This window comes from Lelliottia sp. EB106-05-01-XG201 (genome assembly GCF_058791735.1).
The window spans coordinates 4120051-4140672 of the sequence record NZ_JBYTDV010000001.1 but is presented as its reverse complement, the minus strand read 5'-3'; the positions used below and the strand labels follow the sequence as shown (position 1 = coordinate 4140672).

25 protein-coding genes are annotated in these 20622 nt (G+C 57.2%); 7 read left to right on the top strand and 18 right to left on the bottom strand.

Annotation, left to right across the window (positions count from 1 at the left end; genetic code table 11):
* Window positions 1–92: 92 nt before the first annotated feature.
* The gene (mtr, locus tag AC3WS9_RS19310; protein WP_492489934.1) at window positions 93–1337 is read left to right on the top strand and encodes a tryptophan permease; all 1245 of its coding nucleotides are present in this window, start codon (window positions 93–95) and stop codon (window positions 1335–1337) included.
* Between the two features lie 68 nt (window positions 1338–1405).
* On the opposite strand, the gene AC3WS9_RS19305 is transcribed toward mtr, so the two are convergent.
* The 3 genes from AC3WS9_RS19305 to ubiU all read right to left on the bottom strand — a co-directional run bounded on the left by AC3WS9_RS19305 (window position 1406) and on the right by ubiU (window position 4375).
* Window positions 1406–2413 (bottom strand): luciferase-like monooxygenase, encoded by a 1008-nt coding sequence (locus tag AC3WS9_RS19305; RefSeq protein WP_492489932.1) that lies wholly within the window; start codon window positions 2411–2413, stop codon window positions 1406–1408.
* Window positions 2414–2492: 79 nt separating this feature from the next.
* Complete coding sequence (locus AC3WS9_RS19300; protein ID WP_492489930.1) at window positions 2493–3371, bottom strand: U32 family peptidase; 879 nt, start codon at window positions 3369–3371, stop codon at window positions 2493–2495.
* Window positions 3372–3379: 8 nt separating this feature from the next.
* Window positions 3380–4375 carry a ubiquinone anaerobic biosynthesis protein UbiU gene (ubiU, locus tag AC3WS9_RS19295; RefSeq protein WP_282491798.1) on the bottom strand — a complete coding sequence of 332 codons (996 nt, stop codon included), beginning with the start codon at window positions 4373–4375 and terminating at the stop codon, window positions 3380–3382.
* 220 nt (window positions 4376–4595) lie between these two features.
* Between ubiU and ubiT the strand changes: the two genes are divergently transcribed.
* Together ubiT and AC3WS9_RS19285 are read left to right on the top strand one after the other, a co-directional pair.
* Complete coding sequence (ubiT, locus tag AC3WS9_RS19290) at window positions 4596–5120, top strand: ubiquinone anaerobic biosynthesis accessory factor UbiT (protein WP_282491797.1); 525 nt, start codon at window positions 4596–4598, stop codon at window positions 5118–5120.
* Window positions 5114–5617 carry a GNAT family N-acetyltransferase gene (locus tag AC3WS9_RS19285; protein ID WP_492489927.1) on the top strand — a complete coding sequence of 168 codons (504 nt, stop codon included), beginning with the start codon at window positions 5114–5116 and terminating at the stop codon, window positions 5615–5617. The genes ubiT and AC3WS9_RS19285 overlap by 7 nt, the downstream gene beginning before the upstream one ends.
* Here the strand turns inward: AC3WS9_RS19285 and AC3WS9_RS19280 are convergent.
* Window positions 5604–5903, bottom strand: coding sequence for a GIY-YIG nuclease family protein (locus tag AC3WS9_RS19280; RefSeq protein ID WP_285145811.1), 300 nt, complete (start codon window positions 5901–5903; stop codon window positions 5604–5606). The genes AC3WS9_RS19285 and AC3WS9_RS19280 overlap by 14 nt on opposite strands.
* A 56-nt stretch (window positions 5904–5959) precedes the next feature.
* Here AC3WS9_RS19280 and AC3WS9_RS19275 point away from each other — a divergent pair, with 56 nt between their 5' ends.
* Window positions 5960–6394: a YhbP family protein gene (locus tag AC3WS9_RS19275; protein WP_492489925.1), complete on the top strand. Its 435-nt coding sequence runs from the start codon at window positions 5960–5962 to the stop codon at window positions 6392–6394.
* On the opposite strand, the gene AC3WS9_RS19270 is transcribed toward AC3WS9_RS19275, so the two are convergent.
* Window positions 6374–6892 (bottom strand): type 1 glutamine amidotransferase domain-containing protein, encoded by a 519-nt coding sequence (locus tag AC3WS9_RS19270; protein WP_103948848.1) that lies wholly within the window; start codon window positions 6890–6892, stop codon window positions 6374–6376. The genes AC3WS9_RS19275 and AC3WS9_RS19270 overlap by 21 nt on opposite strands.
* 128 nt (window positions 6893–7020) lie before the next feature.
* On the opposite strand from AC3WS9_RS19270, the gene AC3WS9_RS19265 reads away from it, so the two are divergent.
* Window positions 7021–7665 (top strand): NAD(P)H-binding protein, encoded by a 645-nt coding sequence (locus AC3WS9_RS19265; protein WP_492489923.1) that lies wholly within the window; start codon window positions 7021–7023, stop codon window positions 7663–7665.
* Between the two features lie 39 nt (window positions 7666–7704).
* A complete protein-coding gene (locus AC3WS9_RS19260; protein ID WP_492489921.1) occupies window positions 7705–8742 on the top strand; it encodes a permease in 1038 nt (345 codons plus the stop codon).
* A gap of 35 nt (window positions 8743–8777) precedes the next feature.
* Here the strand turns inward: AC3WS9_RS19260 and dolP are convergent, their stop codons facing one another.
* Genes dolP through AC3WS9_RS19240 form a run of 4 tightly spaced genes read right to left on the bottom strand, consistent with a single transcriptional unit; the run spans window position 8778 to window position 12491 of the window.
* On the bottom strand, window positions 8778–9353 hold the full coding sequence (gene dolP, locus AC3WS9_RS19255; RefSeq protein ID WP_492489919.1) for a division/outer membrane stress-associated lipid-binding lipoprotein: 576 nt from the start codon (window positions 9351–9353) through the stop codon (window positions 8778–8780).
* A 9-nt stretch (window positions 9354–9362) separates the two neighbouring features.
* Window positions 9363–9953, bottom strand: a complete 591-nt coding sequence (gene diaA / locus AC3WS9_RS19250; protein WP_003861754.1) for a DnaA initiator-associating protein DiaA — start codon at window positions 9951–9953, stop codon at window positions 9363–9365.
* Between the two features lie 22 nt (window positions 9954–9975).
* Window positions 9976–10371 carry a YraN family protein gene (locus AC3WS9_RS19245; RefSeq protein WP_282491789.1) on the bottom strand — a complete coding sequence of 132 codons (396 nt, stop codon included), beginning with the start codon at window positions 10369–10371 and terminating at the stop codon, window positions 9976–9978.
* Window positions 10329–12491, bottom strand: a complete 2163-nt coding sequence (locus AC3WS9_RS19240) for a penicillin-binding protein activator (protein ID WP_492489916.1) — start codon at window positions 12489–12491, stop codon at window positions 10329–10331. The genes AC3WS9_RS19245 and AC3WS9_RS19240 overlap by 43 nt, the downstream gene beginning before the upstream one ends.
* 62 nt (window positions 12492–12553) lie before the next feature.
* Here AC3WS9_RS19240 and rsmI point away from each other — a divergent pair, with 62 nt between their 5' ends.
* Complete coding sequence (gene rsmI, locus AC3WS9_RS19235) at window positions 12554–13417, top strand: 16S rRNA (cytidine(1402)-2'-O)-methyltransferase (protein WP_103947034.1); 864 nt, start codon at window positions 12554–12556, stop codon at window positions 13415–13417.
* A 98-nt stretch (window positions 13418–13515) separates the two neighbouring features.
* Here the strand turns inward: rsmI and agaD are convergent, their stop codons facing one another.
* The 9 genes from agaD to agaV all read right to left on the bottom strand — a co-directional run bounded on the left by agaD (window position 13516) and on the right by agaV (window position 20614).
* Window positions 13516–14307, bottom strand: coding sequence for a PTS galactosamine transporter subunit IID (gene agaD, locus AC3WS9_RS19230; RefSeq protein WP_282491787.1), 792 nt, complete (start codon window positions 14305–14307; stop codon window positions 13516–13518).
* The gene (agaC, locus tag AC3WS9_RS19225; protein WP_285153855.1) at window positions 14297–15100 is read right to left on the bottom strand and encodes a PTS galactosamine transporter subunit IIC; all 804 of its coding nucleotides are present in this window, start codon (window positions 15098–15100) and stop codon (window positions 14297–14299) included. Before agaC ends, agaD begins: the two co-directional genes overlap by 11 nt.
* A gap of 52 nt (window positions 15101–15152) precedes the next feature.
* Window positions 15153–15629, bottom strand: a complete 477-nt coding sequence (agaB, locus tag AC3WS9_RS19220; RefSeq protein WP_285145805.1) for a PTS galactosamine transporter subunit IIB — start codon at window positions 15627–15629, stop codon at window positions 15153–15155.
* A 45-nt stretch (window positions 15630–15674) separates the two neighbouring features.
* A complete protein-coding gene (kbaY, locus tag AC3WS9_RS19215; RefSeq protein ID WP_492489913.1) occupies window positions 15675–16550 on the bottom strand; it encodes a tagatose-bisphosphate aldolase subunit KbaY in 876 nt (291 codons plus the stop codon).
* Window positions 16547–17704 carry an SIS domain-containing protein gene (locus AC3WS9_RS19210; RefSeq protein ID WP_492489911.1) on the bottom strand — a complete coding sequence of 386 codons (1158 nt, stop codon included), beginning with the start codon at window positions 17702–17704 and terminating at the stop codon, window positions 16547–16549. The genes kbaY and AC3WS9_RS19210 overlap by 4 nt, the downstream gene beginning before the upstream one ends.
* A gap of 326 nt (window positions 17705–18030) precedes the next feature.
* On the bottom strand, window positions 18031–18465 hold the full coding sequence (agaF, locus tag AC3WS9_RS19205) for a PTS galactosamine/N-acetylgalactosamine transporter subunit IIA (protein ID WP_282491782.1): 435 nt from the start codon (window positions 18463–18465) through the stop codon (window positions 18031–18033).
* A gap of 17 nt (window positions 18466–18482) precedes the next feature.
* Window positions 18483–19361: a PTS N-acetylgalactosamine transporter subunit IID gene (agaE, locus tag AC3WS9_RS19200; protein ID WP_285153857.1), complete on the bottom strand. Its 879-nt coding sequence runs from the start codon at window positions 19359–19361 to the stop codon at window positions 18483–18485.
* Window positions 19351–20130 carry a PTS N-acetylgalactosamine transporter subunit IIC gene (gene agaW, locus AC3WS9_RS19195; protein WP_492489909.1) on the bottom strand — a complete coding sequence of 260 codons (780 nt, stop codon included), beginning with the start codon at window positions 20128–20130 and terminating at the stop codon, window positions 19351–19353. Before agaW ends, agaE begins: the two co-directional genes overlap by 11 nt.
* A 10-nt stretch (window positions 20131–20140) precedes the next feature.
* Entirely contained in the window at window positions 20141–20614 is a 474-nt protein-coding gene (agaV, locus tag AC3WS9_RS19190) for a PTS N-acetylgalactosamine transporter subunit IIB (protein WP_282491779.1), read from the bottom strand.
* Window positions 20615–20622 lie beyond the last annotated feature (8 nt).

Genomic DNA, 20622 nt, shown 5'->3' with positions numbered 1-20622 from the left:
GGGGCTTTTTTTATTCCATTTGTACTATCGTACTGGTACAGTGCGACACATTAAAATGCAGTAGCAAAATGTTTAACTGGAGAAAGGGCTGTATGGCGACACTAACCACCACACAAACTTCACCTTCGCTGCTCGGCGGCGTGGTGATCATCGGCGGGACGATAATCGGTGCAGGGATGTTTTCTCTGCCAGTGGTGATGTCCGGTGCGTGGTTCTTCTGGTCGCTGGCGGCGCTGGTGTTTACCTGGTTCTGTATGCTGCATTCCGGGCTGATGATCCTCGAAGCCAACCTGAACTACCGTATCGGGTCGAGCTTCGACACCATCACCAAAGATCTGCTGGGCAAAGGCTGGAACGTGGTGAATGGCATCTCGATTGCCTTCGTGCTCTACATCCTGACCTACGCCTACATTTCGGCGAGCGGTTCGATCCTGCACCATACGTTTGCCGAGATGTCGCTAAACATTCCGGCACGGATGGCCGGTTTAGTCTTCGCGCTGGCGGTGGCCTTTATCGTCTGGATGAGTACCAAAGCGGTGAGCCGCATGACGGCTATCGTGCTCGGCGCAAAGGTGATTACCTTCTTCCTGACTTTCGGCAGCCTGCTGGGGCACGTCACGCCCGCGACGCTGTTTAACGTTGCGGAAACTCACGCGTCGTACTCGCCGTATCTCCTGATGACACTGCCATTCTGTCTGGCGTCGTTTGGCTATCACGGCAACGTCCCGAGCCTGATGAAGTATTACGGCAAAGATCCGCGCACCATCATTCGCTGCCTGGTTTACGGTACGCTGCTGGCGCTGGGCCTGTATGTGATTTGGCTGCTGGGGACGATGGGCAACATCCCGCGTCCGGAATTTATCGGCATTGCTCAGAAGGGCGGGAACATTGATGTGCTGGTGCAGGCGCTGAGTGGCGTGCTGAACAGCCGCAGTCTGGATCTGCTCCTGGTGGTGTTCTCAAACTTTGCGGTGGCGAGTTCGTTCCTCGGCGTGACGCTGGGCCTGTTCGACTACCTGGCGGATCTGTTTGGCTTTGATGATTCCGCAATGGGCCGTCTGAAAACCGCGCTGCTGACCTTCCTGCCGCCGATTGTCGGTGGCCTGCTGTGGCCGAACGGTTTCCTGTATGCCATCGGGTATGCGGGTCTGGCGGCGACCATCTGGGCGGCGATTGTTCCGGCGCTGCTGGCGCGCAAATCACGTAAACGCTTTGGCAGCCCAAAATTCCGCGTCTGGGGCGGCAAGCCGATGATTGCGCTGATTCTGGTGTTCGGTGTCGGTAACGCGCTGGTGCATATTCTGTCGAGCTTTGATTTGTTGCCGGTGTATCAGTAAAACGCTTTGCTGGATGGCGGCAGCATAAATTTGTAGGCCCGGTAAGCGCAGCGCCACCGGGCACAAAATTACCCCAACAACTCCTCTTTCACCTGCATCGCCAGATCAAACGAATGCAAACGCGCCTGGTGATCGAAAATCTGCCCGTTAACCATAATCTCATCGGCCTGCGTTTCGCGCAGCACAGCCTCCAGACCGTGACGCACTTTCGCTTTATCGCCCACCAGAGACATGCTCAGCGCCTGCTGAACGCCGTACTGTTCCGACGCTGACCACAGCTGATGCATATTCTCCACCGGTGGCGGCAGTTGCCCGCTTTCGCCACGACGCAGTTTGGCGAAGGCCTGCTGCATCGAGGTAAACAGGAATTCCGCATCGCGGTTGCTGTCGGCGGCAATGATATTGATACACACCATCGCGTGCGGTTTCTCCAGTCGCTCTGACGGCTTGAAGTTAGTGCGATAAAGATGCAGCGCCTGATGCAACATATCCGGGGCAAAGTGGGAGGCGAACGCAAACGGCAGGCCGAGCTGCGCCGCCAGCTGTGCGCTGTAGAGGCTTGAACCTAACAGCCACACCGGTATCTTCTCACCGTAGCCAGGAACCGGACACACCTGTGGATTCGGATCGCGCGCATCGAACCAGTCCACCAGCTCCGCCACATCGCGCGGGAAGTTATCAATATCGCCGCTCATATGTCGACGCAGCGCGCGCATGGTCGGCTGATCGCTGCCCGGCGCACGGCCAAGCCCTAAATCAATACGCCCCGGATAAAGGGTATTCAGCGTGCCAAACTGCTCGGCAATCACCAGCGGGGAGTGGTTCGGCAGCATCACTCCGCCCGAGCCGAGATGAAGGCGGGTGGTATTCGCGGCCAGATAGCCAATCAGCACCGAGGTCGCGGCGCTGGCGATGCCAACCATGTTGTGATGTTCCGCCAGCCAGTAGCGATGATATCCGCGCTGTTCCGCGAGACGGGCGAGATCCAGAGAGTGAGAAAAGGCTTCTCGTGCAGAGGAGCCTTCTGGGATCGGTGCCAGATCGAGCACCGAAAAGGGAATGGATTTATCAGTCATAACAGCTCACTTTGTCGACGGCATATCTTTTAATAGTGCATTAAAAATTAACCCTTGTTGTTAACAAAGTGAGCTTTTTTTAGGCCTGCAGCTCCAGCCCTGCTACGCGTCGCCAGTAACCGTTACAGTCACTGTTGGCCTTCAGCGGCAATGGCGCGGTGCCATTTTCGTTGGCGCGAAACGCATCCAGCATTGCAAAGACGTCAGTGTCTAATGGCGACAGACGCACCATATCCACCACGCCTTGCATCGACGTCAGCTCGTTGCCGAGGTTGTACACATAGCCGCTCATGGTCTGAATGCCGTTCAGCACAAACACCTGCTGGTTCTCCTGCGACAGCATATTGCGGCCGTTCGGATACTTGATGCAGCAGGTTTCGCACTCGTCTTTCGGGCGATCTTCCGAACGGGCGGTAAAGCAGCGCGCGGAGTAGGCCAGCGGCAGATGCCCGTAGCTCAACACTTCCACTTCAAACTGGTCACGGATGCCCAGCTCTTGGCACTGATTCAGCAGATTGACCAGCCAGTCGCGGGACAGTTCCACCGGCATACACCAGCGTGTCATCCCCTGTTTCAGCAGCAGGCGCAGCGTCACGGCGTTGTAGCAGTTGAGCGCGTGTCCGGCGACAAACGGCAGCTTACGTTCGGCGCACATATTCACCACGCCAAGATCGCTCGCTTCCAGCAGAAAATCGCCGTTATCGACGTAGCGCGTAATCTCGCCCAGCTCGGACGAGGCCTGCACCAGCGCCAGCGTCGACAGCACCACCTGCTTGCCGCTGCCCGCGAGGGTTTTCGCCATGTCCAGCCAGTCGCCCACTTTGGTTGCACGACGCTTGCTGCACACGGATTCACCGAGATAAATCGTATCGGCGCTGCTGCCCGCCGCCTGCTGGTAAAAATCTTCCAGCGTCTCTTTTGACCAGTAGTAGAGCACCGGTCCTAATGAATATTTCATGAGTGATCTCACTGCCATTTACGGTGATACGCGCCAAGCGTGGTTTGCGTGCCTTCGGACATTGCGCCCAGAGTGTCCATCCAGGCCGGTTGTGGCGCGTAGTTCTGCGGATCGGCCATGCAGCGGTCAATCGCCTGACGCCACACTTTGGCGACCTGGCTGACGTACGCCGGGCTGCGCTGGCGGCCTTCGATTTTCACCGAGGCAATATTCGCCGCCAGCAGTTCTGGCAGCAGCTCCAGGGTGTTCAGGCTGGTTGGCTCTTCCAGGGCGTGATACCGCTCACCGTCGACCAGATAGCGGCCTTTGCACAGCGTCGGATAACCGGCGTTTTCCCCGTCCTGATAGCGATCGATCAGCACGTCGTTCAGGCGCGACTCCAGCCCTTGCGGCGTCTGCTGCCAGCGCACAAAGCGGGCAGGGGAGCAGGCCCCGACGGTGTTCGGCGATTCGCCGGTCAGATAGGACGACAGATAGCAGCGGCCTTCCGCCATGATGCACAGACTGCCGAACGCAAAAACTTCCAGGGGAACTGGCGAGACCCGCGCCAGTTGCTTAACCTGATGAATAGAGAGCACGCGCGGCAACACCACGCGGGCGACGTCGAAGTGGCGGTGATAGAAACGCACGGCCTCTTCATTGGTGGCCGAAGCCTGAACAGAGACATGGCGCTCAATATGCGGATAGCGTTCTGCGGCATACTCCAGCATAGCGAGGTCGGCCAGAATCAACGCGTCTGCCCCGAGCTGGGCCGCCATATCCACCGCGCGCTGCCAGCGCGCATAGCCATCGGGATGGGCGAAGGTGTTGATGGCGATATGTAATTTGCGGCGGTGCTGGTGGACGAAGTTAACCGCTTCCTGAAGCTTTTTCTCCGTGAAGTTCAGACCAGCAAAATGGCGGGCATTGGTGTCATCTTTCAGACCGATATAGACCGCGTCGGCGCCATTTTCGATGGCCGCCTTAAGTGCCGGAAGGTTTCCGGCTGGACAGAGCAGCTCCATAATTTATCCTGACGTTCGCTGCCCCAGAGGGCACAAAATTGTTAACGAACGGGGAGTTTAATTAACCTCCACGCGACAATTTTTGATTTAAGGCAGTTAATGGCGTATTGATGACACCAATAATCAATGACGTCGCAATACGGTTTGTTGATTTACGCCGCTACGATGGCTGCCGGATATGGCAAAATAACGGGATTATCGACATCAGGGAGTAAAGCTCGTGCTGGAAAAACTGCGTTCACGCCTCGTACAATTTGGTCCATCAATGCTGAGCGTGCCGGTCAAACTGACACCGTTCGCCCTTAAGCGTCAGGTGCTTCAACAGGTGCTAAGCTGGCAGTTCCGCCAGGCGCTGGAAGAGGGCGAGCTAGAGTTTCTGGAAGGCCGCTGGCTGAGTATCGAGGTGCGTGACATTGGACTGCGCTGGTTTACCTCCGTGGAGAACGGCAAGCTGCTGGTCAGTGATTCCGCCCCGGCGGATGTCAGTTTCAGTGCGAACGCCAGCGATCTGCTGATGATTGCCGCCCGTAAGCAGGACCCGGATACCCTCTTCTTCCAGCGTCGTCTGGTGATTGAAGGCGATACCGAGCTTGGCCTGTACGTCAAAAATTTAATGGATGCCATTGAATTGGATCAGATGCCGAAGGCGCTGCGCACGGTGCTGATGCAAATGGCCGATTTCGTTGAGGCTGGTCTGAAAAACCCGCCTGAAAGTAAACACACTTCAGTAGGTGAGCCATGCTGATTCGAGTTGAAATTGGGATTGATGCCCCAGGTATTGATGCATTATTACGTCGGTCGTTCCCGGAAGACGGCGAGGCCCGACTGGTCCACGATCTGCGCGAAGACGGTCTGGTGACGCTCGGTCTGGTCGCGACGGACGATGAAGGACAGGTCGTGGGTTATGTGGCGTTCAGCCCGGTAGCCGTTCAGGGTGAAGATCTGCAGTGGGTCGGAATGGCCCCGCTGGCCGTGGATGAAAACTATCGTGGTCAGGGGCTGGCGCGCCAGCTGGTGTATGAAGGGCTCGATTCGCTGAATGAATTTGGCTACGCCGCAGTGGTGACGCTCGGCGATCCGGCGTTCTACGGTCGCTTAGGGTTTGAGCCTGCCGCGCCTTACGATCTGCACTGCCGCTGGCCGGACACCGAAACCGCCTTCCAGGTGCATCGCCTGGCGGATGACGCCCTGAACGGCGTCAGCGGTCTGGTTGAGTATCACGATCACTTCAATCGCTTTTAACTGGTGCCGTTTGCAGGCTCTCGCGTAGGGCCTCAAACGACCCATCCCCGGCGACGAGGCGCTCTTTCTGGCGCTTCGTCAGCTGTTTAATGCGGTACTCCATCTTCAGCGCCAGCGAGCGCTCACCCACGTGCGCCGAAAAGGCCAGCGTCAGCTCACCTTTCCCCCGCAGCGCTTTGGCGCCTTTTCCCGTTTGATGTTCAAGGAAGCGCCGCGGCACATCGGTGGTAATCCCGGTGTAGAGCGCATTGTTGGCCGTTCGGACAAGATAAAGAAACCAGCACACGGTTCATAGATTCAGTATGTTAAGGTGAACGCACCATAGCATGAGAGGGAACAATAATGGAAACTCTGGCCGCCATCAGCCGCTGGCTGGCAAAGCAGCACGTCGTCACCTGGTGTGTCCACCGTGAGGGCGATCTGTGGTGCGCGAATGCGTTTTATTATTACGATCCCGAGCGCGTGGCGTTTTACGTCCTGAGCGAAGACAAAACCCGCCATGCGCAGATGTCCGGGCCCATCGCGCCGGTCGCAGGGACGATCAACGGTCAGCCGAAAAATGTCGCGCTGATCCGCGGCGTGCAGTTTAAAGGTGAGATTCGTCGTCTGGAAGGGGAGGAGAGCGACGCAATGCGCAAGCGCTACACGCGCCGCTTCCCGATGGCTCTCACCATGTCAGCGCCGGTATGGGAAATTCGCCTCGATGAGCTGAAATTTACCGACAACACGCTGGGCTTCGGTAAGAAGCTTCACTGGCTACGATCCGAGCAGGCGTAGTGCTTCGCGGTTAAAGGCCGGAAGATCGTCCGGCGTCCGGCTCGTGACCAGCTGATTGTTATCGACGACCACTTCCTGATCGTAGAAATCTGCTCCCGCATTCTTCAGATCGATAACGATCGGTTTAACCGCGGTCAGTTTGCGCCCCCGCACCACCTCTGCGCTGATCAACAGCTGCGGCCCGTGGCAGATGGCGAAAACAGGTTTGCCGCTGGAGACGAAATCACGTGTGAACGTCACAAAGCGCTCGTCGCCGCGCAGCGTATCCGGGGAGTGACCGCCAGGTAACAGCAGGGCGTCAAAGTCTGCCGGGCGCACTTCATCAATGGCTTTGTCGATGGTCACACTGGCCTCGCCCTTATGGCCTTTTACCGTTTTTCCGGCCTGCTTATCGATCGTTACCACCTCGTGCCCGGCTTTGCGAAATGCCTCGGCGGGTGAGGTGAACTCTGAATCTTCAAACTCGTCGGTGATCAATACGGCTATTTTCTTGCCCATGTTTCCTCCGTTGTTTTGGCTTCAGACAGATTTTTTTCCGTTTGTGGTAAATACTTACCCGTAACAGACTTTTAAGTGTGGCTAAGCAGGCTGAAATCGCAAACGGACTAATCTGCAAAGGAGAGAAAATGAGCCAGGTATTAATCACAGGATCCACCGGGCTGGTGGGCGATCACCTTCTGAGAATGCTGATCCGGGAGCCGAGGATCAATTACATCACCGCGCCCACCCGACGCCCGTTAGCGGACATCTCGGGCGTATACAATCCTCACGATCCGCAGCTGACGGATGCCCTCGCCCAGGTGCAGGATCCAATTGATATCGCCTTTTGCTGTCTGGGGACTACCCGCCGTGAAGCCGGCAGCAAAGAGGCCTTTATCCACGCCGACTACACGCTGGTGGTGGACACGGCGCTCACTGCGAAGCGGCTGGGGGCGAAGCACTTCTTAGTGGTCAGCTCGATGGGCGCGAACGCGAATTCGCCGTTTTTCTACAACAAAGTGAAAGGTAAAATGGAAGACGCCCTGATCGCGCAGAACTGGGAGCGGCTCACGATTGTGCGCCCGTCGATGCTGCTGGGCGATCGTGAAAAGCAGCGTTTTAATGAGTCGATTTTTGCGCCACTGTTCCAGCTTTTTCCCGGCAACTGGAAATCCATTCAGGCGCGTGATGTGGCCAGCGCCATGCTCCACGAAGCTCGCTCCCCCTCAAAGGAGGGCGTCAATATCATCCCGTCGGCTAAACTGCGTGAAATCGCAAAAGGCGAGGCGTAAACTCCCCGGGCTAAATGAATCTCACTCCCGGGGAATGCTATGACTGGTCAGTCTTCATCTCAGGCGGCAACGCCATTTCAGTGGTGGAAGCCCGCACTCTTTTTTCTCGTTGTTATTATCGGTCTCTGGTATGTGAAGTGGCAGCCCTATTACGGCAAAGCCTTCACCGCAGCTGAAACCCATACCATCGGCAAATCGATCCTCGCCCAGGCCGACGCCAGCCCGCTCCAGGCGGCGTGGGATTACGCCATGGTCTACTTCCTCGCCGTCTGGAAAGCCGCCGTGTTGGGCGTGCTGCTGGGGTCGCTGATTCAGGTTCTCATTCCACGCCAGTGGTTACTGCGAACCCTCGGGCAACCGCGCTTTCAGGGGACGCTGCTCGGCACGATCTTCTCGCTGCCGGGGATGATGTGCTCCTGCTGCGCCGCACCCGTCACGGCAGGTATGCGGCGTCAGAATGTATCCATGGGCGGCGCGCTGGCATTCTGGATGGGCAATCCGGTTCTTAATCCGGCCACGCTGGTGTTTATGGGCTTTGTGCTTGGCTGGCATTTTGCGCTGATCCGGCTGGTGGCGGGGCTAATCATGGTACTGGTGGTGGCTTCGCTGGTGCAGCGTCTGGTGAAAGATCAGAACGTCCAGCCCGCGTCAGTTGAGGTTGATATGTCTGAACACCAGGGCGCGTTTTTCTCCCGCTGGGGCAAAGCGCTATGGCAACTCTTCTGGAGCACCATCCCGGTCTATATTCTGGCGGTGCTGGTTCTGGGCGCGGCGCGCGTCTGGCTCTTCCCGCACGCGGACGGGGCAATCGATAATTCCCTGCTGTGGGTGATTGCGATGGCGGTCGCCGGATGTCTCTTCGTCATTCCGACGGCGGCGGAGATCCCGATCGTGCAAACCATGATGCTCGCCGGAATGGGCGCGGCACCTGCGCTGGCGCTGCTGATGACGCTGCCTGCGGTCAGTTTGCCGTCGCTGATCATGCTGCGTAAGTCATTCCCGGCAAAAGCCCTGTGGCTGACGGGCGGGCTGGTGGCACTGAGTGGGGTGATAACCGGCAGTATTGCGCTACTGTAGGACAAAAAAATCCCCGGTCAGTGCCGGGGATTTTCTTATTTGATGAAGGTAAAGGCGGTGGTGACTTTCTTCACGCCGCTCACGCGGCTGGCAATATCCGCTGCCGCTTTGCCTTCCCGGTCGGTGACCAGGCCGAGCAGGAACACTTCGCCATTCTCGGTAGTAACTTTCACGTTAGAGGATTTCACCTGATCGCTGCCCAGCAACTGGGAGCGCACCTTGGTGGTAATCCAGGTGTCAGACGACGCGGTACCCAGGCCAATCGGCTGGCCCTGACGCACTTCGTTATACACCTCGGTGGTTCCTTCGACGCCCATGGCGATCTGTTTCGCGCGGGAGGCGAGATCCAGATTCGGCGCCTGGCCTGCCAGCAGCACTTTGCCCTGATAAGCGGTCACGTTAATGCGCGCTTCTTTCTTAATTTGTTCGTCTTTCGACAGGGCGCTGTTCACGCGAAGTTCCAGCGTACCGTCGTCCACCTGGGTTCCCACAGAGCGCGGGTCGGTTGCGGCTTTGGTGCCAACAGCCGCCGTACCGACGACGGCCGCCGCGATGCATCCCTGAAGCAGCAGCGCAGAAATAAGGACTGCGAGGGGCGTTAATGCCTTCATTAGTACTCCTTAATCATCCTGGTGAGGGAAAAGCGTGTTATCGATCAGATCGCATAAGCAGTTCACCGTCAGCATGTGCATTTCCTGAATGCGCGCGCTGCGATGAGAAGGAATGCGGATTTCCACATCCTGCGGCCCTAACAGACCCGCCAGTTCGCCGCCGTCGTAGCCCGTCAGCGCGACGATAGTCATATCGCGCGTCACGGCCGCTTCCACGGCTTTGACGATATCGCGGCTGTTACCGCGCGTGGAAATCGCCAGCAGAACATCCCCGGCATGCCCAAGGGCGCGCACCTGTTTTGCGTATATTTCGTCATGCAGACGATCGTTGGCGATCGCCGTTAAGACCACATTATCGGTATTAAGTGCAATGGCGGGTAAACTTGGGCGTTCTGTTTCAAAACGATTGATCATGCTGGCAGCAAAATGCTGTGCGTTGGCGGCCGATGTGCCATTGCCACAACAGAGGATTTTGTTGCCATTCAGCAGGGACTGTACCAGCGTCATCGCGGCACGAGAAATAGCATCCGGGAGGGCTTCCGCCGCTGCAATCTGAGTTTGAATGCTTTCTGTGAAACAAACCTTAATTCTTTCGAGCACGTTATCCCTTTAAAACTTTGTTTTAGACGTCTTCGCCAAAGGCGTTTTTCAGCCATTCTACGTCGTTTCCGGTGAAGGCTACCACATCGAACCGGCAATCCACAGTATCAAAACTCCCATTATGGCGGGCGAGCCACAAGAGCGCAGTCTGTAATAATTTTCGTTGTTTGGCGAGCGTCACGCTGGCAGCAGCGCCCCCAAAGCGGGACGACTGTCGGAAACGGACCTCAATAAACACGGTGACCTGACCCTCTTTCATGATCAGATCAATTTCGCCGCCCCGTTCACGAACGTTGGCGGCGATAAAACGCAGTCCTTTGCCTTCCAGCCAGCGACGCGCTTTTAACTCCCACGCGTCGCCGGTCTGTTTGCGGCTTAACTGGCCGGGACGATCTGCCCCTGCTGGTATTTGAGCCATGATAACTTCCTGTTAATCACGCAATCCTGAGTGGCGGTCAGATCGCCGGTATTGCCGTTAAGCTCAAAGCCCGGCACCTGGCGCATCTGGGTAAAGTGATTCGCCAGCGCCCACGCATCCACGCCCATGGCGTAAAGACGGGCGAGGGAGTAGTCGTTACGCACGCTGCTCAGCGCCTGCTGCATCAGCGCCGGGTTGCTGCCCGCCAGCATCGGGATTTCGCTGTACTGCAGGCCATCCATCTCCAGACGGAAATCCGGGCCCGCGGTGCCTTGCGCGCTGCGCGAGCTGGCGTACAGGGTTGCACCGCTCTGGCTGCCGTTACGCATGGCGATCATCGGCTTGATAAAGGCGATCTCTTCTGGCGTAGCGACGATATAGGCCGCGTCCACTTTACCGCCGCCGCTGATTTGCGCGTCAGTCGGTGGAGCCGGAATGGTCAGGCCGCCGATGGTGACACCCTGCTGCTGAGGCAGGCTGGCGGTCACCGGGCTGCCGGTGAGCGAGATACCCGAGCCGCTGTTAACGCCCGCACGCAGTTCTGAGGTTGAGCCAAATTTCTGCTGCAGCACAACGCCGCCGCCCAGCTGTTGCCACTCCTGAGCAAAGGCATTTGCCACGCGATCGCCGAGTGCGCTCCGCGGCGTCAGCAGCAGTGGAGCCTGTTTTCCCTGCTCGTGAATATGACGCGCCGCGTCGCGGGCCTCATCTTCCGGAGAAAGGGCGAAGTAGCAGATGTTCGCGCGATTCTGTACCTGTTCAGGCTGGTTAAGCGCCAGCACGTTCAGGGTGGTGTTACTCTTCATCAGCTCTTCAACGTTGTTCTTCAGCAGCGGGCCGACCACGATGCTGGCCCCATCCTGCTGAACCTGCGCCAGAACCTGATCGAGCGGCTGCGAGCTGGTGTCATAAATCTTCAGCTCAGCGCCTGGATTGGCAGCAGCGGCAACAACGGCCTGCGGCTGTGCGGCGGGCTGTTGTTCTGGGGCTGCGGTTTGCGGCTGAGTCGCGGCAGCATCTGTTGTCGGCGCGGCTGGCGTTTCAGTTGGCGCGGGCTGTGCCGCCGGAGCTGGAGTTTGTTGTGCCGGAGCCGTTGCCGGAGGCGTCGTTGGCGCAGTAACCGGGTTTTGCATGGTGCCCTGAGCAGGCGCCTGCGTGGTGGTTAAATCCGTAGTTTCCGCCGCCGACGGGCTGATGACGTCATTGATGTTCGCGGCCTGCGCCGCCTGCGCTGGAACAGCACTGCCCGCTACCGCGGTGGTGCCGTTTTTAGCCGCTTCAAAGCCCTGCTGAATGGTGCGACCAAACACCGCAGCCTGACCGTTCAGGGGCAGCAGCAGGGCGATTTTATTCACCGACGCGGGTTTGAAGTTCTGCACGTTGACCAGCTGCGTGGGCAGCATTTTCGCGCCTGGGTTTTGCGGATAGCGGGTCTGCCAGTCGGTGATCCCGGCTTTCAGCATCTTCGGATCGCTACGGTTGGTGAACCACATCTGCTGCAGATCCAGCCAGCCCTGCAGCACGTTTTCGTCGGCGTTGATCACCAGCGTTTGCGCCTGCTCCGGCGTCATGGCCGACAGCGCCTGCCAGGTGGCGTCGATATTCTTCTGCTTAGCATCGCCGCTCAGCAGCGGCTCCTGCGCAATCAGAGCGCGAAGCAGAGGCAGGGAAGGGCGGCCCTGTTCGGCGGCAATGGTTGCCTGCCAGTAGCGCGCCTGCTGGTTGTTATCCAGCGCTTTCACGTCGATGTCGGCGAGGATTTTTTTCGCGGACGCGAAATCTTTCTGCGCGGTTTTCACTTCCGCTGACAGCAGAGTCTGTTCGCGACGCTGGGTATCGTTCAATTCCTGCGGCAGCTGGTTGTACAGATCGACCGCCTGCTGGGTTTTGCCCTCTTTCAGCAGTGAACGAATGGCAAGTAATTGCCAGTTGGTCTTGGTATCATCTGAGCTTTGCGACATCTGTTGCAGATAATAGCCGGAATCAGCCTGCGCAGTACCCTCCATATGGGCAGCAGTCTGATCGGGCGCCTGAGTGCCACAGCCTGCGAAAATCAAGGCTGCCAGCACAATGGGCAGGCTGCGCGAAGCTTTTGTTCGAAGAAACGTTAAGGGTACCATACTGTATCCAGTGATATTTTTTAGGCAATGCTCAATATTAAATCGGCAATACGGACTAAACAATGAAACAACACGAAACGGCAGATAATTCTCAAGGCCAGCTTTATATTGTACCTACTCCTATCGGGAATTTGTCTGATATTACCCAACGTGCGCTCACCGTTTTACAAGCTGTTGATTTAATTGCCGCCGAAGACACTCGCCACACTGGCCTGCTGCTGCAACATTTCGCCATTAGCGCCAAAATGTTCGCCTTACACGATCACAATGAGCAACAAAAAGCCGAATCGCTGGTAGCGAAACTGAAGGAAGGGACGAACATCGCGCTGGTGTCCGATGCCGGGACACCGCTGATTAACGACCCTGGCTATCACCTGGTGCGTACCTGCCGCGAAGCCGGTATCCGCGTGGTGCCGCTGCCTGGACCGTGCGCCGCCATTGCCGCCCTGAGCGCCGCGGGTCTGCCCTCCGACCGTTTCTGCTACGAAGGTTTTTTACCGGCTAAATCCAAAGGCCGTCGTGACGTACTGAAAGATCTCGAAGCCGAACCGCGCACCCTGATTTTCTACGAATCAACCCACCGTCTGCTGGACAGTTTAGAAGACATGGTCGCCGTCTGGGGCGAATCCCGTTACGTGGTGCTGGCCCGCGAGCTGACCAAAACCTGGGAAAACATCCACGGCGCGCCGGTCGGTGAACTGCTGGCGTGGGTGAAAGAGGACGAAAACCGCCGCAAAGGGGAGATGGTCCTGATCGTTGAAGGTCATAAAGCGCAGGAAGACGCACTGCCCGCCGAAGCGCTGCGCACCCTGGCACTCCTGCAAGCCGAACTGCCGCTGAAAAAAGCCGCCGCGCTTGCCGCCGAAATCCACGGCGTGAAAAAGAATGCGCTGTACAAGCATGCGCTGGAGCAGCAGGGGGAATAATGTTGCTTCCTATCCGACATAAAATGTCGGAAGAAATGTCGGAAGAAATCCGCTAATTGTAGGCCGGGCAAGCGCAGCGCCGCCCGGCACGCCCTTCGTTACAATATCCCCAATGCCGACCCGACAATCGCCAGCACAAAAGTGACGGCAATCAGCAGCACCGGATGGGCTTTCTTCACTCGCAGCAGGTAGTACATCAGCAGGGTATAGCCCATCGGCAAAATGTTCGGGAACACCTTATCGAAGAAGTCCTTTTGCAGCGCCACGCTGTGAGTAGCGTCGATGGCGAAGCTGGTGACGACGTTGATATGCACGTATGAGGCAATCAGCCCGCCGATCACCGTGATCCCAAGAATCGTTGCCGAGCGGGCGATCATCTGCGAGTTCTCTCGCACCTTATCGATCGCCTTGATCCCCACCGTATATCCCACATGCGTCCAGCCGACGCGCAGGAAGAAGATCGCCAGATAAACGCCGAAGAACAAAATCGGCCCCAGCAGGTTGCCCTGGCTGGCAAAGGAGGAACAAATCCCGGCCATGATCGGCAGCAGCGTAAACCAGAAAATCGCGTCACCAATCCCGGCGATTGGGCCAAACAGTGCCACCTTCAGCCCCTTGATGGTGCTGCGGTTTTCGCCTTTCTCCTCCATGGAGATCAGCAGCCCCATCAGGAACCCGACCAGATTCGGGTGGGTGTTGATAAATTCCAGATGATCCTTCATCGCCGCGCTGAGCCCTTCTTTGTCGCCTTTGTAGATCTTTTTCAGGATCGGCAACATCGCCCAGGTAAAGCCGCCCGCCTGCATGCGTTCGTAGTTAAAGCTCGCCTGCAACAGAGAGGATCGGAACCCCAGGCGCGTGATGTCTTTTTTACTGATTTCAGATCCCATTGCTGTAATCCTCTTCATCTTTTTTCGCAGCCGTTGCGGCTGGCTGCGCGGCGTTTTTGGCTTTGGCGTTAAAGAACTCATACACCGCAAATCCGGCCCCTAACACGGCCACCGGCAGCAGGTTGCTCACCTGGATGTAACAGACAAACAAGAACCCGGCGATGAGGTAAGGGATGTACTGCGCCTTGAACATCACACGCAGCAGCAGGCCAAAACCTACCGCAGGCAGAATACCGCCCGCCACTTCGAAGCCATGGGTCAGCCAGGCGGGCATCGCTTTGACCAGCGCCTGCATCGCCCCTTGTGCGAGGTAGGTGCAAAGGAAAGTGATAATCGCGTAGGTGCAGGCCACGATCAGCGTGGTCGTCCAGTTAAGGCGCGCGAAAGCGGCGGTGTTGGTCTCTTTCGCGTACTTATCGGCCTTCGACATAAACAGCGAAAACGCCGAATAGAAGAACAGAATCACGTACTGCATCAGCAGGCTAAACGGCAGCCCGAGGCCGATGGCGGTTTTGGCGTCGACGCCGGTCGAAAAGGCAATGACGGTGGTCATCACCCCGGCCATGATCGGGTTCGGCGGCTGCACGCCCCCGGCAGGCGTTAAACCGGCGAAGGCCAGCTCCGTTAAACCGCCGGTGATGAGGCCAATGTGGATATCGCCCAGAATCGCCCCGGTGAGGGTACAGACGATAATAGGACGAAACAGAAACAGCGCTTCCAGCCAGAAATCTATCCCTAGAAAGAAAACTAAAGCCGCCAGGGATATCCCCTGAATCAATGTTATTTCGTGCATTTTTTTGCCTCGTAATGATGACTTCAGCTATTTGAATGTCGAGACACTGCCACTAATCGGGGATACCTTCTTTTGCGTCCCCCGGAACATCCTGGATAAAGAGATTTACGCCGCTGCGCTTGATGAAACGCAGATCGTCGAGATCGCTCTCGTCCACGTATACCTTGCTGCTGATCTGTTTTTTGCCTTCCGAGAAGTGCATATTCCCGACGTTGACGTCCTTCAGCGGCACGCCGCCCTCAATCAGTTTTCTGACGATGTCCGGCGTGCGACAAATCAGGAAAATTTTCTGGTGCGGCGCGGCCTTCTCGATAATGGCGATGGTCTTTTCGATGGAGAAAAAGCGGATACCAAATCCGTAGGTGTCCGCGGTGATCCCCATCAGCTTTTGCTGGATCTCGTCTTTGGCGACCTCGTCGTCAACGACGATCAGCAGATTGGCACCAATGGTCGACGTCCATGTCACACCCACCTGGCCATGCACCAGACGATTATCGATACGGGTCAATAAGATATTGGGGCTACTCATAGTCTTCATTCCTGCCGATGTTGGGTTGTGAGTGTTGTTGTTTTATCAAACGGTTGCTGAATCGAGCACCAGTTTGTTGGCCGATCCGCAGACGTTAATTTTGTTTTTAACCACCTCTTTCATGGCGTCCATACCCACTCGCATGTAGTAACGTGGGTCGTTACCCTGCGGGTTTTCGCGGAACCATGCTTTAACCGCATCGGAAAACGCGATTTTCAGCTCAGTCGCGACGTTCACTTTGCACACGCCCAGTTCGATGGTGCGACGCACGTACTCATCGGGGACATCACTCGCGCCGTGCAGCACCAGCGGGATATCCACCACATCGCGGATCTCTCCCAGACGCTTAAAATCAATTTTCGGCGTTTTGGTGTACAGCCCATGCGCCGTGCCGATGGCCACCGCCAGACTGTCGACGCCCGTCAGTTCGACAAAGCGTTTCGCCTCCTGCGGATCGGTCAGGAAGGCGCTCTCGGCGTCCACGCTCATGTCGTCCTCCACGCCGCCCAGCCGACCCAACTCCGCCTCGACGCTGCAATCATGGAGATGGCAGAAATCCACCACCGATTTCACCAGCTTCACGTTTTGCTCAAACGGGAAATGGCTGCCGTCGATCATCGCGCTGCGTACGCCCGCGTTAACCTTACGGCGAATGTCATCCAGCGATTCATGGTGATCGAGGTGCAGCGCCAGCGGCATGCCGTAGGTGAGGGAGTAGGCGCTGCACAGGGCGTAGATCTCTTCCAGCGCGATATGCTTAAAGGTGCCCGGCGTTCCGGCGAGGATCACCGGCGATCGCATTTCGCTGCACACTTCGAGGATCGCCTGGATCGTCTCGGCGTTATGGATGTTAAACGCAGGCACGGCGTATCCTTTTGCCTGCGCATCCTGCAGCAGATATTTGGTGGAGATAATACTCATGATGCGCTCCCTGGTGTCTGCCATGGGTGAATGATGACGCCCTGCACCACGCGGTTCACGGTGCCGCTGGCGGAAGGGGTGTCAGGGGTATTTCCGACGCTTAACGACTGGGTCAGGGCAAAGACTTGGGCGTAGATCAGGAAACAGAAAGCCAGTTCCACGTCGACGAATTCACGCGAAGCAGGCAGCAGAATATGAGGGCCCGCGTCAGTCACCGGATCGCGCTCAGCGGTAATCGCGATCACTTCCATCGCCTGTCCGTCGCGGCGCAGCTCCGCCAGCAGGTCGAGATCGTACTGACGCGTATAGGGATGACTGGAGACAAACACCACCACCAGCGTTTCGCTATCCACCAGAGATTTAGGGCCGTGACGGAACCCGGTCGGTGAGTCGTAAAACGCAACCACTTTCCCGGCGGTCAGCTCCAGCACTTTGAGTGCCGATTCCCGGGCCGCCGCCTGCAAACCCCCGCTGCCGAGATAGACGATCCGCTTCCAGGGTTTATCACCAAACACGCCGTGGCTGAAATCACCGAGTGAGGCGAGGATCGACTGGCAGCGATCCGCCACATCCTGGAAGGTGTTGCTGTTGACCCTGTCCGGCGCGAACACCGCCAGACAGCTCGCCATCATGGTGGTGATGCTGCTGGTCATCGCGAACCCACGATCGTGGGTTTCGGCAGGCATCAGCAGGGCAAAGGCGTTGTCACTGTCGACGGCGTTTTTGTAGAGGCTACCGGCCTCGTTGCAGGTGATCGACAGGTGATAGCACTCAGGGACGAACTGGTTTGCCAGCTCCACGGCGGCCACGCTTTCCGGACTGTTGCCGGATCGGGCGAAAGAGACCAGCAGCAGGGGATGCGCCGCGTTCAGATAATCCATGGGATTCGTCACCAGATCGGTGGTCGGAATCGCCGTAAAGTTTTTCCCGGTGTGGCGCGCAAGCCACGGGGCGATAATGTCGCCGATAAATGCCGAGGTTCCCGCGCCGGTCAGAACGATCCGCAGATCGTCTTTTTGCAGCAACGGCGAGAGGAAGCGATCGAGCGTCTGTCGAATATTGTCGATATTTTTGAGGGAACGGCTCCAGCTGTCGGGTTGCTGACGGATCTCTTTTTCCGTCCAGGTGCCGGTGGCAGTTTGGGTTTCTGGCATAACTCAGTCCTTAGTAAGGTGAATCCCACGTCAGACTTCGGCTAAGTGACCTTTGTCTTTCGTTTCGTTTCACTTGTTCGATTGATTAAAATCTATCGAAAGGAAAACGAAAGATCAACATGCAAAAAGAAATAAAACGAAAACTGTGATCGATGAAACACAGCGCTTTGACTATTTACTTGATAAATCATCGTTTTTTAAATTCAGGCTGGTAAAGGCGTCTGGATTAAGAAAGGAAAAGAAAGGCCTGCGGGATTTCCCGAAGGCCAAGGTGATGCACAATGAAAGGGCTAAGGGGGAGAGCCTGCCCGGAATGAAATCAGTGGTTAAATGCCTTCCTCAACGGGCTTTTCCTCGCGGCAGCGCCCCAGCTCATCCACCAGACTCGTCAGCCCGCGATGCCCGCACTCCAGCGCCTGTAAACGAAACGCTTCGCTGCTCAGCCCGTCGCGCTCCATTACCATCTCCAGCAGCAGCTGGAGGTTGGTGCCGGTGATCACTTCCCAGCCCGGCTTTTCCATCGCCATGGTTGAGGCCACGCGAAACGGTGTGCCGCCCAGTAGATCGGTCAGAAAGACGATATCTTCCGCGTCACCCAATTCGGCAATCGCCTGCTCCAGCTGCGACGTCAGTAGCGCGGTGGTGGAGGTTTCGGGAAAGTCGATGGCAACAAATTGCTCCTGTTCACCGAGGATCTGCTTCATCGCTTTTTCCAGCCCGCTGGCAAACCCACCGTGGCCCGTCAAAATAATGCTTAACATCTAAGACCTCTTTGTATTCACAGGAAGTGACAGAATTTGCCGACCACGCCCAGCACCACCGTAATGCCGATCAGGCGTAACGGGCTCCAGCCGCGACGCACCAGCCAGAACATGGTCAGGGTGTAGACCAGCGGCAGAAACGCGGGCATCAGCTTGTCGATCACATCGGTTTGCAGTTTCACCACCGCATCGCCCGCGGTGATCTCAAGCGTGGTATTCAGCCGCACATAGGTGGCGACCAGCGCGCCGATGACCGTCATCCCGACGATAGAGGCCGCGTGGCCCACCTTTTTGGTGTTGGCCTTAATCAGCGGAATGGCGGCGACCCCCATCCGATAAGCATAGTGCGCGAGGCCAAAACGCAGCCCCAGGTGTACCACGTTGAACATCACAATAAACACGACTGCGCCAAGAATTGAGCCTTGCAGCGCCAGACTGGCACCGATACCGCCGCAGATCGGCAACAGCGTCAGCCAGAACATGGCATCGCCAATCCCGCCGAGCGGCGCACCCACCGCAATCTTGGTGCTCTGAATGCTGTTCACGTCCTGCTTGGAACGCTCCATCGCCAGAATAATGCCGATCACAAAGGTCACCAGGAACGGGTGAGTGTTGAAGAAGCCCATGTGACCTTTCATGGCGCGGGCCAGATCGCGTTTGTTGGTGTGGATTTTTTTCAGCGCTGGCAGCAGGCCGTACAGCCAGCCCGAGGCCTGCATACGTTCGTAGTTGAACGACGCCTGCAGGAGCATCGAACGCCAGGCCACGCGGTTGATGTCCTTTTTCGTCAGCTCCGCGCCGATCGTCTGATCTTCATAGATATTTTCGTTCACGCCAGACAGAAGCGTCTCGTCGGTATCGGAGACGGCCGGCAGGGTGGTGTGATTAGATGCCATCTTCGAATTCCTCTTTCTGAGCAACGGGAGCCGCGGGTTCTGAAGTTTTGCGCACAAAATCGATCAGGGCCATCGCCAGCGCCGCGGCGGCAATCGCCAGCACCGGCAGTTTCAGCCAGGCGGCAGCGACAAACCCGAGAATGAAATAGGGGATGTAGACATTTTTCATCATGATTTTCAGCAGCACGGCAAAGCCGATCGCCGGCATGATGCCGCCCGCCACGCCCAGACCGTCAATCAAACGGGCAGGAAGCACGTCGATGGCGGTTTTCGCATGTTCGGCGCCAAAGTAAATCGGCAGGAAGGCGCAGAGAAAATAGAAGATCCCCAGTGCCAGCAGCGCCAGATAGTTCACCCGCTCGATTCCGTTGGTATCGGCGTTCGCCGCCATTTTGTCGCAGCGTGCCATCACGCCGGACATCACCGAGAACAGGAAGGTGATCCCCATCTGCACCGCCACGGCAAACGGAACGGCCACGCCGACGGCCACCTCGGGTTTCACGCCCGTAGTAATGGCGAACGTCGTCCCGACGATGGTGCCGATAATGACGTTTGGCGGCTGCGCACCGGCCAGCGGTGCCAGCCCCATCCACACCAGCTCCAGCGTCCCGCCGGTCAAAATCCCCGTATGCAGATCGCCCAGAATCAGGCCCACCAGTGGCCCAAGTACCACCGGGCGGTGCATGTGCGTTAACCCGTTGAACATATCCAGGCCCGCGATAAAGGCGAGAATGCCCAACGCAAATGCCTGCAACAGACTGATTTCCATTGTGAATCCCTCAGAGTAGTTTAAAGAGATCCAAAGCGGGTTCTGTCGGAACGCCCTGAACAAAGCATTCCACCCCGGCGGCTTTCAGGCCGCTAAATGCCGCGATATCACCGGCATCGACAGAGACCGTTTTGGCAATTTGTTGTTTGCCACTGGCGTAGTGCATATTTCCGACATTGATACGGGTCACCGGCACGCCGCCCTCGACGAGGGTCAGGAAATCGGCGGGCGACTTGCAGACCAGCAGGATTTTCTGCCGGTCGGCGGCGCGGTGAATGTTGTCGATCACCTTTTGCAGGGACCAGAAGCGCACGGCAATTCCCTCTGCCAGCACCATTTCCATCAGGTTTTGCTGGACCGAATCCTCAGCGACCTCGTCGTTGGCGACCAGCACCAGATTTGCGCCAGCAAACCCGACCCACTGAACACCCACCTGGCCGTGGATCAGACGTTCATCGATGCGGCATAAGACAATGTTTGGCATAGCATTAT